This window comes from Paraburkholderia nemoris (genome assembly GCF_905221015.1).
In the GTDB taxonomy this organism is placed as follows: Bacteria; Pseudomonadota; Gammaproteobacteria; order Burkholderiales; family Burkholderiaceae; genus Paraburkholderia; species Paraburkholderia nemoris.
This window is the reverse complement of the sequence record NZ_CAJNBO010000011.1, coordinates 186,074-200,376: the sequence shown is the minus strand read 5'-3', so window position 1 is coordinate 200,376 and position 14,303 is coordinate 186,074. Positions and strand designations below refer to the sequence as shown.

At 57.0% G+C, this 14,303-nt stretch carries 12 protein-coding genes; 9 read left to right on the top strand and 3 right to left on the bottom strand.

Features of this window, described 5'->3' with window-relative positions; genetic code table 11:
- Positions 1-367: 367 nt before the first annotated feature.
- Positions 368-787 carry a rubredoxin gene (locus tag KHO33_RS42790; protein WP_200561063.1) on the top strand — a complete coding sequence of 140 codons (420 nt, stop codon included), beginning with the start codon at positions 368-370 and terminating at the stop codon, positions 785-787.
- On the opposite strand, the gene KHO33_RS18900 is transcribed toward KHO33_RS42790, so the two are convergent.
- The gene (locus tag KHO33_RS18900) at positions 784-1,629 is read right to left on the bottom strand and encodes an oxidoreductase (protein WP_200561061.1); all 846 of its coding nucleotides are present in this window, start codon (positions 1,627-1,629) and stop codon (positions 784-786) included. The two genes, KHO33_RS42790 and KHO33_RS18900, sit on opposite strands and share 4 nt — an antisense overlap.
- A gap of 57 nt (positions 1,630-1,686) precedes the next feature.
- Entirely contained in the window at positions 1,687-2,616 is a 930-nt protein-coding gene (locus tag KHO33_RS18895) for a LysR family transcriptional regulator (protein WP_200561059.1), read from the bottom strand.
- Positions 2,617-2,726: 110 nt separating this feature from the next.
- On the opposite strand from KHO33_RS18895, the gene lysA reads away from it, so the two are divergent.
- Positions 2,727-3,968, top strand: coding sequence for a diaminopimelate decarboxylase (gene lysA / locus KHO33_RS18890; protein WP_407946183.1), 1,242 nt, complete (start codon positions 2,727-2,729; stop codon positions 3,966-3,968).
- 54 nt (positions 3,969-4,022) lie between these two features.
- Here lysA and KHO33_RS18885 read toward each other — a convergent pair whose 3' ends face one another.
- A complete protein-coding gene (locus tag KHO33_RS18885) occupies positions 4,023-4,943 on the bottom strand; it encodes a LysR substrate-binding domain-containing protein (protein WP_200561056.1) in 921 nt (306 codons plus the stop codon).
- A gap of 116 nt (positions 4,944-5,059) precedes the next feature.
- Here KHO33_RS18885 and KHO33_RS18880 point away from each other — a divergent pair, with 116 nt between their 5' ends.
- The 7 genes from KHO33_RS18880 to KHO33_RS18855 all read left to right on the top strand — a co-directional run bounded on the left by KHO33_RS18880 (position 5,060) and on the right by KHO33_RS18855 (position 14,153).
- Entirely contained in the window at positions 5,060-5,827 is a 768-nt protein-coding gene (locus tag KHO33_RS18880; protein WP_054034078.1) for a transporter substrate-binding domain-containing protein, read from the top strand.
- Positions 5,828-5,866: 39 nt separating this feature from the next.
- Positions 5,867-6,982 (top strand): succinylglutamate desuccinylase/aspartoacylase family protein, encoded by a 1,116-nt coding sequence (locus tag KHO33_RS18875; RefSeq protein WP_200561054.1) that lies wholly within the window; start codon positions 5,867-5,869, stop codon positions 6,980-6,982.
- Positions 6,983-7,709: 727 nt separating this feature from the next.
- Positions 7,710-8,141 (top strand): hypothetical protein, encoded by a 432-nt coding sequence (locus tag KHO33_RS42150; RefSeq protein WP_234475624.1) that lies wholly within the window; start codon positions 7,710-7,712, stop codon positions 8,139-8,141.
- Positions 8,123-8,512, top strand: a complete 390-nt coding sequence (locus KHO33_RS42145) for a hypothetical protein (protein WP_234475625.1) — start codon at positions 8,123-8,125, stop codon at positions 8,510-8,512. Before KHO33_RS42150 ends, KHO33_RS42145 begins: the two co-directional genes overlap by 19 nt.
- A gap of 227 nt (positions 8,513-8,739) precedes the next feature.
- Positions 8,740-9,519, top strand: coding sequence for a hypothetical protein (locus KHO33_RS18865; RefSeq protein WP_090691283.1), 780 nt, complete (start codon positions 8,740-8,742; stop codon positions 9,517-9,519).
- 219 nt (positions 9,520-9,738) lie between these two features.
- Positions 9,739-10,512 (top strand): hypothetical protein, encoded by a 774-nt coding sequence (locus KHO33_RS18860; protein WP_234480338.1) that lies wholly within the window; start codon positions 9,739-9,741, stop codon positions 10,510-10,512.
- Positions 10,513-10,598: 86 nt separating this feature from the next.
- Positions 10,599-14,153 carry a calcium-binding protein gene (locus KHO33_RS18855; protein WP_200561050.1) on the top strand — a complete coding sequence of 1,185 codons (3,555 nt, stop codon included), beginning with the start codon at positions 10,599-10,601 and terminating at the stop codon, positions 14,151-14,153.
- Positions 14,154-14,303: the final 150 nt, after the last annotated feature.

The following is a 14,303-nucleotide window of genomic DNA, read 5'->3' as shown; positions in this document are numbered from 1 at the left end:
TAGGCAGGCTTTCCGCCCGGTGGAGAATGAATCCATCTCCACCCGGTAGGGAATTCAGGCCGATCGAGCAGCGATAATGGCATCTGACACGCCAAGGTTTGCGCCAATCGAGATGCGCCGACCTCCGACCCGTGTACCATTTCGCTTTTTCCAATCTTTAAGAACGCCTCGTGACTACGCAACACATCCCCACCGCCTCCCGTAAATCCCTCACTCTGCTGCAACTGCTGGGCCTCATCGGCGCCGCCGGACTGATCGCTGCGATCGTGCTGAACCAGTTCGCCTGACCCCGCCACGAAGCCCTCGCTTCAAGCATCCGACCCTATGCCGGCGCTCGCTGCCGGCTTCATCGATATTCCGATTTGCCATGTACAAGAAGGGCGTCGCTGTAGAAATCCAGTTTTCTCCCGAACGGCTCAACGACGGCGCCGGCGATCCGTACTGGATCGATTTGACGCAAGTCGAAGCGCAACGGCTGTTGGAAAGCCTGCAGGCACGTCTTGCTGAAAGTAGTGCAGGTACCGCCGCGCCTTTGGTTGTGAGCCTTGATGAGATGGCGGCGGCGTCGCGCCTGGTCGATGCGCCACATGCCGCGGAAGAAAGCGCAGCGCCTGCGGACGACTTCAAACAATGGGTCTGCGTGATCTGCGGCTGGATCTACGACGAAGCCGCCGGCTTGCCGGAAGAAGGTATCGCGCCGGGCACCCGCTGGGCAGAGGTCCCGGCCGACTGGCGTTGCCCACTGTGCGACGTGGGCAAGGAAGATTTTGCGTTGGTCGAGTTTTAAGCCGGAAAATCCGCGCCGACCGTCGTGGCCTCCCACGCATCGAAGTCACCGCGCATGAAGTCGAGCTTCTTGCGCGCCAGTTCGAGCGCGGCCTTGCCGAGCAGCAAACGCAGCGGCGGCTTGTCTGACAGCGCGGCGTCGATGATTGCCTGGGCGGCGCGCACCGGATCACCCGCCTGCTTGCCGCTGCGCGCCTCGGTCTGTTTGCGGCGCTCACCGGCCGTGGCCGTATAGTCGTCGATCTCCGTCGCTGATTGCTTGATCGACGGACCCGCCCAGTTCGTGCGGAACGGGCCGGGTTCGACGATCAATACGTCGATGCCGAGCGGCTTCACTTCCGTCGCGAGCGATTCGGACAAACCTTCCACCGCGTATTTGGTGGCGTGGTAATAACCGGTCGCGGCGAAACTCGTGATGCCGCCAATCGACGACACATTCACGATCAAGCCACTGTGCTGCTCACGCATGATCGGCAGCACGGCCTTCGTGATGTCGACCAGACCGAACACGTTGGTCTCGAACATGGCGCGGACTTCGTCGTCCTCGCCTTCTTCGATCGCGGCCAGATAGCCGTAACCCGCGTTATTGACGAGCGCGTCGATGCGCCCGAAATGCTGCTTGGCCTGCGCGACTACATCGTCGATCTGCTTGCGGTTCGTTACGTCGAGCGGGAGAACCAACGCGCGATCGCCGTGTGCTTCGGCGATATCTTTCACTTTCGACGCGTCGCGTGCGGTGACCACCGCGCGCCAGCCGCGCTCAAGCACCAGCCTCGCCAACTCGCGGCCGAAGCCGGTGGAACAGCCTGTAATCAGCCAGACGGGATTGTCTCGATTCATCATTTGGGAACCTCCGGTTGATGGGCGAACGTGGCGCGGTTTGTTAGTCGAGTAGCGCCTTTATTGCTGCTTGCGTTTTGAGTGGGTTTTTAATTCTATTCTTAACGCGGCGGCCTCGCTTTGCAGCGCTTCGACGAACGCGCCGGCCAGCGGATGGCTTGGGCGATGCTCCGGATGAACCACACTCACGCGAAACGGCAGTGACACGGCGAGCGGCCGGATATGCAGATTGCGGCCCGCGAAATCCAATGCAGTAAGCGGATTGACGATGGCCACGCCGAGACCTTGCCGCACGAAGCTGCACACGGAGACGGCGGTGGGCGTCTCGATCATCTGGCGGCGCGCGATGCCGGCTTGCGTGAAGGCTTCGTCGATCTGAATCCGGTATGGATCGTTCGACGACAGACTGATGAAGGGCTGATTCGCGAAGTCCTTCAAATCGATCGCGCGCTTGGCGAGCAATGGATGCCCATCGGGCAGCACACAGACCTCGTCTACTTCGAGCAAGGGCGTCAGGCGTGTTCCAGCAGGCGGCGCGCCGTGTTCGGTCAAGCCGAGGTCATAGCGCTGCGCGGTTAGCCATTCTTCGAGAAACGGCGATTCCTGCGTTGCGATCGAGAGGCTGACGCCAGGCTGTACATCGTGAAAACGTTTCGCGGCGCCTGGCAGGATCGAATGCGAAAACGCGGGCAACGCGATGATGGAAAGCTGGCCGCCCTGAAACTCGCGCAGACTTGCCGCCGTGGACGCCACCCGTTCGAGCCCGATATACGCGCGCTTGATTTCATCGAACAGCGTCAACGCGGACATGGTTGGACGCAGCCGCCCATGCACGCGTTCGAACAAAGCAAAACCGATGCTCTGTTCCATGCGCGCAAGCTCGCGGCTTACCGTGGGCTGCGAGGTGAAGAGCATCTCGGCCGCTTTGGTGACGCTGCCTGCCGTCATCAACGCACGGAAGACTTCGATATGTCGATGAGTGAGCGCCATGATGTGTATATCAGAAGTGAATGGATTCACGAAGAATAGGTATTTTACTGAATGACTGATTCTCAGCATCATGTGGCTCACTAATGCTTCGATATAGAGAGCCGCGAACCGTGACCACATTCAATCCACCACAACTCGTCGAACTTGCGCATCAGTACGGCACGCCGCTTTGGGTCTACGACGCCGATGTGATCCGCCAGCGTATTGCCGAATTGCGCAGCTTCGACGTGATCCGCTACGCGCAGAAGGCGTGTTCGAACGTGCATATCCTGAAGCTGATGCGCGACGAAGGGGCGATGGTCGATGCCGTGTCGTTAGGCGAAATCGCGCGCAGTCTAGCGGCGGGTTTCCAGCCGGACGCTGATCCTGAGGGCGTGGTGTTTACCGCTGACCTCATTGATCACGCGACGCTGGCCACAGTGATCGAGCATCGCATCACGGTCAACGCCGGTTCGCTCGATATGCTTGAACGTGTTGGACGACATGCACCTGAAGGTCACCGTGTGTGGTTGCGGATCAATCCCGGTTTCGGCCACGGTCACAGCAACAAGACCAACACGGGCGGCGAGCATAGCAAGCATGGCATCTGGCTTGACGACGTGCCGTTGGCGATTGCCATAGTGCGGCGTTACGGCTTGAAGCTGGTCGGGTTGCACATGCATATCGGCTCCGGCGTCGACTACACGCATCTATCGCGCGTGTGTGATGCGATGGTCGAAGCGGTGCAAGGTTTAGGCCACGATATCGAAGCGATTTCGGCCGGGGGCGGTTTGTCGGTGCCGTACAGCGAAGGCGAACCGCGGATCGACGTCGAGCATTATTTCCGCCTTTGGGATGCGGCGCGCAAGCAGATCGAAGCGCATCTTGGGCATCGCGTGAGACTCGAAATCGAGCCTGGGCGCTTTCTGGTCGCCGAGGCGGGTGTGCTGGTTGCCGAGGTGCACGCGCTGAACCGGCGGCCGAACCGGCAGTTCGCTCTGGTGGATGCGGGATTCAATGATCTGGTGAGGCCGTCGTTTTACGGCAGCCATCATGAGATGACAGTGGTGAAGGGTAATGGCATGCCGAGCGAAGCTCCGCCTGGCTCTTTCGTGGTGGCCGGGCCGTTGTGTGAAGCGGGCGACGTGTTCACGCAGGAGGCGGGTGGTGTTGTCGCGAGCCGCTCCATGCCGGCTCCTGAAGTAGGGGACTTCGTCGTGTTTCATGACACCGGGGCATACGGCGCGTCGATGTCATCGAACTACAACAGCCGGCCGTTGGCGCCTGAGGTGTTGGTGGAGAACGGCAAGCCGCGGTTGATTCGGCGCAGGCAGACCATCGAGGAGCTGATCGCGCTCGAAACGCCAGATTGATTTTGTCGAGCGTGGTTGCTGCGAGCGCTCGTTGGGCTCTTTATGCTCCAACGCTCATCGCGCCCGCACAGTGCGCATGTACGACGCAATCATCGTCGCGAGTTCCTGTGCGGCTGGCGTGACGGGAATCGCCGCACGCTGCAACAGGCAGACGTTCTGTTCGACCGCCCGTTCGCGCACATTGATCGACGTGAGCGTGCTCGCAAACGGTCCGCGTTTGACGACGATCGACGACTCCAGCGACAGGCAGTCCGTCGCGCCAACCAGATGCAGCGTCTCGTACAGACCTTCTACCGTCGCGATGATTTTCGGCGGCGGCAGGCCGTGGCTCTCGAACAGATGGTTCAGGCGATTGACCTGCGGATCGTCGGTGAGATTCGGCGAGGGCGTCGCCACCCACGTGCAATCGACGAGATCGGCAATCGAGGTGGCACCCGCTTTCGGATGACCGCGACGGCAGACCACCACAGGATCGGACGGATAGAGCGGCGTCACGGACAGATCGGCCGTATCGGTGTGCTTCGACACTAGCGCGACGGCGAAATCGAGCCTACCTTCGCGAATCCACGAAATCATCATCCGCGAGGTGCCGGTGCGCAAATGTACCGCGACCCGCTCGAAGCGTGCGCGGAATTCCATCAGCACCGGCGCGAAGGCATCGATCAGCGGCTCGGTGGTCATGCCGAACGTGACCTCACCCGCGTAGTCGCCACGCAACTGCTGCACTTCCTGCTCGGCCCGCTCGCATTCGCCGAGAATCGCGCCGGCACGCTGCAGGAGCCGCTGGCCGAGCGCGGTTAGCGCGATGCCGCGGTTCGTGCGGGTGAATAAAGTCGCACCCAGCATCGATTCGAGGTTCTGCAGCTGCTGCGTGATGCCGCTCTGGGCGACACCGAGCGCCCGCGACGCCGCGCGAATGCTGCCGTGCTCGGCAACGGCGGTGAACGCGCGTAGCTGGGAGATCGTCAGCGTCATGAGAAGTCTCTGTGATCGGTAAAAGTGATCATGATATTACTTTCGGGACTTCTTTGAGGCGCAACGGCGGCATAGGATGGCCCAGTAGTAATCCGCCCAACCCACACCCGCCTCCCATGAAAATTCCGCTGATGATCCTGAGCGCCGCGCTGGCTTTCAGCAGTGCTGCGTTTGCCGCCGACCCCGCCACGCTGCGCCTCGGCATCGATCCGACCTATCCGCCGATGGACTCCAAGGCGCCCGACGGCAGCTTCAAAGGTTTCGACGTCGATCTCGGCAACGAGATCTGCCGGCGCATCCATGCGCATTGCCAGTGGGTCGAACTCGAATTCTCGGGGATGATTCCGGCGCTGCAGGCGCGCAAGATCGACGCGATCCTTTCGTCGATGGCGATCACAGAGAAACGTGAGCAACAGATTCTGTTTTCGTCGAAGCTGTTCCAGTTCAAATCGCGGCTGATCGCGCGGCAAGGTTCGGCGCTCGCGGGCGGCTTGAATGCGTTGGCCGGCAAGCAGATCGGCGTGCAGTCGGGGACGCAGTTCGAAGGGTACGCGTTGAAGAATTGGGCGCCGCTTGGCGTGCACGTGGTTGCGTACAAGAGTCAGGATGAGGTGTTCGCCGACTTGCAGAACGGTCGCCTCGATGGCGCGCTGCTCGGATCTGTTGAAGCCGACTACGGCTTTTTGCGCACGCCGGCGGGGAAGGGGTTTGCGTTTGTCGGCGAGCCGCTTTCGATGGGTGATCGCGGCGTAGGTATCGGTCTGCGCAAGGATGAGACTGCGGTGCAGGCGTCCATTAACGAGGCGATTGCTTCGATGCGCAAGGACGGTACGTACGCGCAGATTGCGAAGAAGTACTTCGACTTCGATCCGTACGGCAACTGATTTTCTCACTTCATATTTTTCTCCAGGCTTTTTGCTCTCATGAATAAGCAATCGATTCCGCTTCTGTCGCCGGCCATCGGCACGCACCGCGAACTGGTGTCGTTTCATTTTGGTCCTGCGGATAGCGGACAGAAGATATATATCCAGTCGTCGCTGCATGCTGATGAAACGCCGGCGATGCTGACGACGGTTTTGCTTAAGCGTCGATTGCTTGAACTGGAGAAGCAAGGTGCGTTGAACGCGGAAATCGTGCTGGTGCCGGTCGCGAATCCGGTTGGGCTTGGACAGTACGTACTCGGGCAGTTTCTTGGGCGCTTCGATCTGGGCAGCGGCAAGAACTTCAATCGACACTTCATGCAGTTTTCGAAACTGGTGGAGCGGGCTAAGGATGCCTTGGGTTCGGATGCTGCGGAGAATCGGCGGATTGTTCGCGAGTTGATTGCTGCTGAACTCGCCGAGCAGAAACCGTTGACCGAATTCGAGTCGCTGCAATTGGCTTTGCTGAAGCTTTCGTTCGATGCGGATGTGGTGATCGATTTGCATTGCTCGTTGGAAGCGGCGATGCATCTCTATACCAGTGAGGCGGCGTGGCCTGAGTTTGAACCTCTGTCACGGTATCTTGGTGCGCAGGCTTCGTTGCTGGCGACTAACTCGGGTGGGGAGTCGTTTGATGAGACGCATAGCTTGTTGTGGTGGCAACTGCAGGAAGCTATGCCTGCTGATAAGCCGGTACCCAATGGGGCGATTGCTGTCACTGTGGAATGCCGTGGGCAACGGGATGTGTCTTACGAAGTCGCGCAGGAGGATGCGGACGCGTTGGTCGATTATCTGGTCTGGCGGAAGGCTATTAAGCTTGATGTGAAGCCTTTGCCCGAGTTGCTTGAGCCTGCGACGCCGCTCGCTGGCAGCGAGCAGTTTTATGCGCCCGTTAGCGGGATTCTGATTCATCGCGCGAAGATCGGGGACACGATTCGTGTTGGGCAGCCCTTGTTCGATATCGTCGATCCGTTGACGGATGAGACGACTACGCTCGTTAGCAATACCGAGGGTGTGTTTTATATGCGGCGCGCGATTCGGTTTGTGACGGCCGGGGCGCCGTTGGGGCGGGTTACGGGGAAGAAGGCGTTCAGGACCGGGGTCTTGTTGGGGGCGTGAGAGTCTTTGCCTTTTGTAGCGATTTTGTCTGAGGCTGTTAGGGCAGAGGAGTTTCCTTGCCGTGTGCTTACAACGCTGGTCTCGCGGCAAAAGGCGAGGCAAATGCCGTGCCGGACAGCAAAGGTATGGCCTGCCTTTTTCAGTTGGATCCGATGACCCTGAAGAATTTGAAACACTGACTGGTACGATCCAATTCGAGGAGGCTCCGGAGTCATCTGGAGCCCCATCTGTCACCGGCACAATTGGAACCCAGCCGGTATATATATCGGCGTCCCCGCGGACAGCTCATACGAGACTCCCACGAACCGTGACGGAATGCCATATCGCACCCGTCAGTTGCATCCCCGCTAGGACGGCCAAGCTAGGAGCTAGGTCCGAACACGTGCGCATAGTCGACCCCCGCGTATAGCGTCTGTCCCATCTGGAAGACCAGCAATTCATTCGGTCACATTCCATTATCACGCACTAGCATTGCGTCGCGGTCCGCACTTCGCCAGCGCCAATCCGCCTACCTGCCCAAGCAACACAGATAGCCGATCGATAGCCGCTTTCTTCGATGTGTCTGACCATTCCCGGCACCAATGCAGAAATTTCTGCTAGACGCGTGCAGATCGTTTCTTCGATGATTGCGAGGCACGCTAAAAAGTGCCCGAGCGAGAAAAGCCCGCTGCGCCAGCACCTGTTCACCGCTCCGACGCATGGTCAGGACAGCACCGGAATAAGATAAATGAATTGCACAAGAAAATACCTGGGCATTGCCGCCTTGATCATCATTTCCCTACTAGCGTTTTCTCTGGGATGCTTTTTTATAAAGAAGCAAGATACAGAAAAGACTACGGCCGGTGCGGTGGCGGGAGGTGATGCAAGGATCATCAATGCCAACTCAAACGGCAACGATCCTACTGTATCGATGAATCCATATCCGGCGTCGTCACCGATACACGGTGAGTTCAATGAATTCCGCAATTGGGTGCTGAATAACAAGAAACTGGCGGCTCTTAGCGACGCGGCAGGTCCCCGTCATCTGTTGAGGCTGTCCGGCCAGCTAGCAGTAAAGGGATTGCCTCGACTATCCACTGTGATCTACTTGAGCAGCGACTGTCCGCTGTCACCAAGATATTGCCATCGCTGGACACCCATATGTGCAGCACGTTTCTAAAAGGCGGACTCAACGCCATGGAGTTCACGGTCCAAGCTTCTTCAGTCATGGAATCGTTTAGCGACGACGAAGCAAAAGCATGGTTCGCTATTAACAAAGCTGCCATTGAGGCACAACTGGATGGGTCGCCGCTTATCGTGCTGTCAACTGAAGACGCAACGCGGGGCGTTCTAAAAATCGCAAGATCGATGTATGAGCCGGAATCCACGGCATTTATTTCCGGGTTGACTAGCTTGAAGACAGCGAACGACGAGGATGCTTGCGCGACAGTTCGAACACTCTACTCCAAAGGGAACGCTCTGCCCGAGCCTTATCGGGGATATATGGCAAGGATGCTTCTCACAGGAAAAGAGGGAAATGAAAAATTTTGATGCCAGCCACTATTTGATATCGAGTGCGAATTTATCTTATTCCGTCTCGTATTTTTCGACACACCTGAACATTCCTGGCATCAATACAGAAATTTCCGCATGGCAACGCGCAGCGTTTCTTCGAATATTGCGGCCACGCTAAAAGGTTCCCGAGCGACAGAAGGCTGCCACGCCAGCGCCTGCTCACCGCTCCGATACATGGTTAGGACCGCACTGGAATGACACAAATGAGCTACAAAAAGAGATGCTTGGCCATTTCCGCTTTAATCGTCACTTTGCTGGCGGCGTTTTTCCTTGGATGCCTATTTACGAAGAAGCACGATGCCGGCAAGACTACGATCGGCGATGACAAGATAAGCAATCTAATCTTGAATGACCCCAATGCATGGATAAATCCGTATTCGGCGTCATCACCAATACATCGCGAGTTCGATGAATTTAAAAAATGGATGCTGAATAACAAGAAACTGGCAGGCCTCAACGATTCAGCGAGTCCCGGCCATCTGTTGCGGTTATCCGACCAACTGCAGACAAAGGGAGTGCCCAGGTTACCGACTAACCTGCTGGAGCAACGTTTGTCCTCTGTTAGCAAGATATTGCCGTCGCTGGATACCCATCTGTGTAGCACGCTTCTAAAAGGCGGATTTAGCACCACAGAGTTCATGGTCCAAGCTTCTTCGGTCTTGGAATCATTTAGCGACGAGGAAGCGAAGGCATGGTTCCTTGTCAACAAAGCTGCCATCGAGGCACAACTGGATGGATCACCGCTCATCGTTCTGTCTGCTGAAGACGCGGCGCGGGGCATTCTGGAAATCGCAAAGTCAATGTATGGACCGCAATCCAGGGCCTTCATTTCCGGGCTAACTGGCCTGAAGACAGCGAACGATGAAGATACGTGCACGACGGTACGAATCCTTTATGCCAAAGGCAATTCTCTGCCTGAACCTTATCGCGGATACATGGCGAGGTGGCTTCTCACAGGAACAGAGGGGAACGAAAAGCTTTGATAGAGACTATTTCCTAATGAGGAATGCGAGCCGGTTTGATGCTGCCTTTCAGGTTTCGATCCATCTGACCATTCCCGGCACCGATGCAGAAATTTCCGATAGATGGTCGCGCAATCTTTCATTGATGATTGCGGGACAGGCTAAAAGTGCTTGAACGAGAGAAGCCCGTCGCGCCAGCGCCTGTTCAGCGTTCTGAGGCGCGGGTAACAAAGCATTGAAATGGCACAAATGAAATTAACGACGAGATTCTTACTCAGTGCGATTGTGGTTATCTGCGTTGCAACGGCATTTTTCCACGGCTGTCATCAGAAGCCGAAAAAGGGCGTAAACGAGACTGCGGTTAGGGATGTCATGGTCCGTGATGCTACGGTATGGACAAATCCCTTTTCGAAGACGTCTCCTATATACCGCGAGGCTGAAGAATTTCACCAATGGCTGCTAGATAACAGGACGCTGGCCGATGAGGTTGACGCGGCCGGGTCGGTTGATAAATTAATGCTAGCGGGTCAGTTGGCAACAAAAGGATTGGCCCGATTGCCGACTGATTTGCTGGAGCAACGCCTGCCTCTTGTTGGCAGGATGCTCGCTTCATTGGATACACATACGTGCAGCAGGTTTATACGGGGCGAGATACCCGACTCAGAGTTCATCAGCTATGCAGCCCCGATCATGGAGTCCTTCAGCGCCGCTGAAGCGAAAGCATGGTTCACTGTGAATGGGTCTGCCATCAAGGCTCAGTTGGGTAACGCTCCGATTCTCGTTCTGTCGACTGAAAATGCAAAGCAAGCGATTTTTCAAATCGCAAAATCGATGCAAGAGCCGGAACACAGTGCGTTTGGTTCCGGATTGGCGGGCTTGCAAACTGAGAGCGACGAGGATGCGTGCGCGACTGCGCGAACTCTCTATCTCAAAGGAAATTCTTTGGCTGAACCGTATCGGGGATACATGGCGAGATTGCTTCTTACTGGAAAAGATGGACATCAAAAGCCTTGAGCCGATCGCTCTCAGCTGGAAATTCGGGCTGACTTGATGGTTTTTTTATCCGCTTTTTTCCCAACATAAAATTGGACTACTACACAATGAATATCAGTATAGTTGACGGTCTTCTTGGCCCAATAACCGATACTGTTTCATCGATTGTTACCACTATCGAGTCCGTGGCAGGTAAGGATATGGTAGGGGCTGCTGCCAATGCCGGTACGGTACTTATCAATGGTGCAGCAATCCTCACTGACAGTGGCTACCTATCGACGCTCAATTCGGCCGTCGGCACCACCAGCACGGCAGCGATGACTATCAAACGCTTCCCAGACCAGATGGAAGCATTGAATACTTCACTGTCCAACTATAACAGCGCTATAGCGTCTGGCGATCACGGAGCGATAAGCGCTACCGGCCTGAACCTGACAGGCTCTGTCGCAACGGTCATTAGTACCATCGGGTCGATAGTCGCGAGCGTTGCTGACGCGATGGCAACCACGGGTTTGATCGGAGCGACAGCGGCGGCCCCTATAACGAGCCTTGGTCTGGCGATTTCGGCGACGGCGGGATTGTTTGCGCTGGCCGCAACTAACGCGGTCGTGGACGCGGTAAAAGCAGCCGCGGACAATATCAGTAATCTGCTCAATGACATCGAGGCACAGTTGGGTACAGGCTCGTCGGATTCCGGTCAGACGGGTGCGCCTGGCGCTGGCGGGACTGGACCCGAATCCGGCGCTGGCGGCGCCGCAATGGGTAAATATCAGGAAACGTATCCCCTAATCAGCCCACTTGTCCTCGACCTGACTGGTTCGGGAATCAACCTGACTCCGCTGAACACAAGTTCTCCGTACTTCGACTTAACCAACAATGGTTTCGCCCGCCAAACCGGCTGGGTTGGTGCCGGTATGGGATTGCTTTGTTTCGATCCGAACGACCAGAACATCACGAATATCACCCAGCTATTCGGCAACGAAACGACTGACGGATTCGATATCCTGCGTAGGCTCGACGCCAATCATGACAATGTTATCGACGCATCCGATCCCGAATTCGCAAGCCTGCGGGTGTGGGTCGATGCCAACGGGAATGGCGCTTCGGATTCAGGCGAACTCTACACACTCAGTCAGCTCGGCATCGTTTCTATCAACCTGAATGCCACTGCGGTAACTGAGACCATCGCAGGCAATAAAATAAGTTCGATTAGCAGTTATACGCTGGCAGACGGCACCACTCGCGAAATTGTCGATGCATGGTTCGCCAACAGCACGATGAACACCAAACCGCTTACGCCAGTCGATGTGACGGCAGCTGCAGCGGCGCTCCCTCAATTGGCAGGCGCGGGAACATTGCGGGACCTGCGCTCGGCCATGACGCTCGATCAGGATTTGCAGAATCTCGTGCAGATCTTTGTGAAGCAACCGCCTGGCACCAGCCCCTCCAGCTTGGAGTCGGCTGCGCAAGCGATTCTTTTCCAGTGGGCGAGGGTTACTCAAGTGGCGCCCACGTCGCGTGGTGGCTCGATTGACGCACGGCAACTTAGCTTCGTAGAACAGTACTTGGGCCGGCCGTTCAATACAACCGGTGACGGTGCCAACCCGGGAATCAGGGCGGCTGCCTACTTGCAACAATCCTGGAATGATCTGTACGACGCGGCGTTGGCACGCCTCGTCTTGCAATCGCCTCTGGGTGCGAGCATGGCGCCCGAATTCAGGTACGACGCCGCCACCGATACGGTCCAGGCGACTGCTACGTTCGCACCGGCACTAGCCGCAGCCTTCCAGCGTCTCGGCACGATTAACGCCACAAATCTTGCTTCGTGGGATCTGCTGTTACGCGTCGCAGACGCAGCGCGATTTGACATGGGGATGTCCAACTCGGTGTTCGAGAAATACGTTGCCGCTGCGACGAACGACACCGTCGCATCGATTGCGAACGCCATTGCCTCGGGCCTCCAGATCAGCATCGACGGATCGGGGCGCATCCAGGAAACCGGTAGCACGATCTATCACGATTTCTATGCTGGTCCGGGAGTTAGTGTGCTGATCGGTGAGCGCGCTGGCAACGACCCAAGCATCCAGTTGCCGGGTCACGATGTATTCCACTACTCCGCCGGTGATGGCGTCGTGGAAATTCGCGAAAGTGACCCAAACTCCAGCGCGCCTGCCAACACACTGAGCTTCGGTTCGGGGATCGACCCGTCATCGATCAAAGCCAGGGTCCTGAGCAACGGCGACATGGTGCTGACCGACGGCGTCACAGGCGACCAGATTACGCTGGTAGGGGAACTACGCGACAGCGGCGGGGGCGTCCAGTTTGTGCAGTTTGCAGATGGCACAACATGGACGAGGTATCAGTTGATTCAGGTTGCCGCACTCTGTGGAACATCGGGTAATGACAAGCTCTACGGGACTGCCAGCGCGGAAGTATTCGATGGCAAAGGCGGCAACGATTATGTCCAGGGCGGTGGCGGTGGAGATACGTTCATCTTCAACGCGGGGTACGGAAAACTGGAAATTTACGAATCGGACAAGAGCAACAGTCCCTACAACGTTCTTCAGCTTGGCCCTGGAATCAACAAATCGTCGGTCACGGTACGGGGGACAAGCAGTGGCAATCTGGTGCTAACGGACGGTATCGCGGGGGATCAGATCACCCTGGACTCGGCAATGCTCTTTGATTCAATGGGAGTGCAGGCGGTACGGTTCTCTGACAACACAATCTGGACGCGTCAGCAGCTAATTCAGATGGCCACTACGGGCACGGCGGGTAATGACACGCTCTATGGAACTGGCAACGCCGAGGTATTCGACGGAAAGGGCGGCAATGATTACGTCGTGGGTGGCGGCGGTGGCGATACGTTCATCTTTAATGCGGGCTACGGAAAACTTGAGATTAGTGAATATGATTCCGCCAGCGCGCCGCATAACGTGCTCCAACTGGGTACGGGAATCAGTGCGTCATCAGTCGCGGTGAGGAGCACGAGCAATTCCGGCATTGTGCTGACGGACGGCATCGCGGGCGACCAGATCACGCTGGATTCGTTTATGAGCGGCAGATCCTGGGGAGTGCAAGAGGTGCAATTCGCCGATGGGACGACATGGAACAGACAGCAACTGCTCCAGATGGCGGCAACCGGTACGGCGGGCGACGACAAAATCTATGGAGCATCCAACGGGCTAGTATTCGACGGCAAGGGCGGCAATGACTATATCCAGAGTCAAGGCGGTGGCGACACGTTCATCTTCAATGCGGGCTACGGGAAACTGGAGATTTCGGAACTAGACTCAAGCAAGACGCCCCATAACGTGCTGCAACTGGGTGCGGGAATCAGCGCGTCATCAGTCACGGTGAAGGCCACGAGCAATTCCGGTATTGTGCTGACGCATGGCATCGCGGGTGACCAGATCACGCTGGATTCGTTTATGAACGGCAGCGCTTGGGGGGTGCAAGAGGTGCAGTTTGCCGATGGCACGACATGGAACAGGCAGCAACTGCTCCAAATGGCGACTGGCACGGTGAGCCTCGCCGATCGGCAAGTCAACAACCTGATTGCGGGCATGGCATTTTACGGCGCGCAATCGGCTGCTAATTCGCAGACGCTGGCTGCGATCCAGCAGCAACCGCAAGCGATGCTCGCGGCCAACCTGTACTAACACTTCCTTCATCTGCTGTTCAGGCATCCGCGGTGCTTTGCGTCACGGATGCCCGCGTGTCTATCCGCGGCATAGTTCTCCATGCTGTAACTGACTCGCAAGTGCCGTACCGAAAAAGTCAATAACCCTTGAACGCTCCTGAATTCAACC

Coding starts and splice junctions, on each gene's coding strand:
- KHO33_RS42790 (WP_200561063.1), top strand. CDS start 368: ATGTACAAGAAGGGCGTCGCTGTAGAAATCCAGTTTTCTCCCGAACGG.
- KHO33_RS18900 (WP_200561061.1), bottom strand. CDS start 1,629: ATGATGAATCGAGACAATCCCGTCTGGCTGATTACAGGCTGTTCCACC.
- KHO33_RS18895 (WP_200561059.1), bottom strand. CDS start 2,616: ATGGCGCTCACTCATCGACATATCGAAGTCTTCCGTGCGTTGATGACG.
- KHO33_RS18885 (WP_200561056.1), bottom strand. CDS start 4,943: ATGACGCTGACGATCTCCCAGCTACGCGCGTTCACCGCCGTTGCCGAG.
- KHO33_RS18880 (WP_054034078.1), top strand. CDS start 5,060: ATGAAAATTCCGCTGATGATCCTGAGCGCCGCGCTGGCTTTCAGCAGT.
- KHO33_RS18875 (WP_200561054.1), top strand. CDS start 5,867: ATGAATAAGCAATCGATTCCGCTTCTGTCGCCGGCCATCGGCACGCAC.
- KHO33_RS42150 (WP_234475624.1), top strand. CDS start 7,710: ATGAATTGCACAAGAAAATACCTGGGCATTGCCGCCTTGATCATCATT.
- KHO33_RS42145 (WP_234475625.1), top strand. CDS start 8,123: ATGTGCAGCACGTTTCTAAAAGGCGGACTCAACGCCATGGAGTTCACG.
- KHO33_RS18865 (WP_090691283.1), top strand. CDS start 8,740: ATGAGCTACAAAAAGAGATGCTTGGCCATTTCCGCTTTAATCGTCACT.
- KHO33_RS18860 (WP_234480338.1), top strand. CDS start 9,739: ATGGCACAAATGAAATTAACGACGAGATTCTTACTCAGTGCGATTGTG.
- KHO33_RS18855 (WP_200561050.1), top strand. CDS start 10,599: ATGAATATCAGTATAGTTGACGGTCTTCTTGGCCCAATAACCGATACT.